The sequence below is a fragment of the Winogradskyella poriferorum genome (genome assembly GCF_050618035.1).
Taxonomy (GTDB): domain Bacteria; phylum Bacteroidota; class Bacteroidia; order Flavobacteriales; family Flavobacteriaceae; genus Winogradskyella; species Winogradskyella poriferorum_A.
The window spans coordinates 1-207 of record NZ_JBODPY010000373.1; the positions used below are offsets into that span (position 1 = coordinate 1).

A 207-nucleotide genomic window follows, 5' to 3' on the forward strand; every position below is an offset into this window, starting at 1 on the left:
AAGTGGTTTACACTCATCTGTTATTTCGAGAGCTAGTAACTGATAGTATGCATAAGATTCTATTAGAGAAGCAATAGATTCATGTACTTCATAAGGCATGTACTTTCCAGTAGATCGTGAAGTTTTTGTCATGCGTCTTCCTATCGGAATCTTTTCACCACAAAAAATTAATTTTTCAATACCCATCGCATCAACGATTGTAAATAA

Annotated in this window: 1 pseudogene; it reads right to left on the bottom strand. The window is 33.8% G+C overall.

The annotated features are described in order from the left end of the window. Positions 1 to 207 (bottom strand): annotated as a pseudogene (locus tag ACRHOC_RS16105) (TrmH family RNA methyltransferase); the annotation flags it as partial.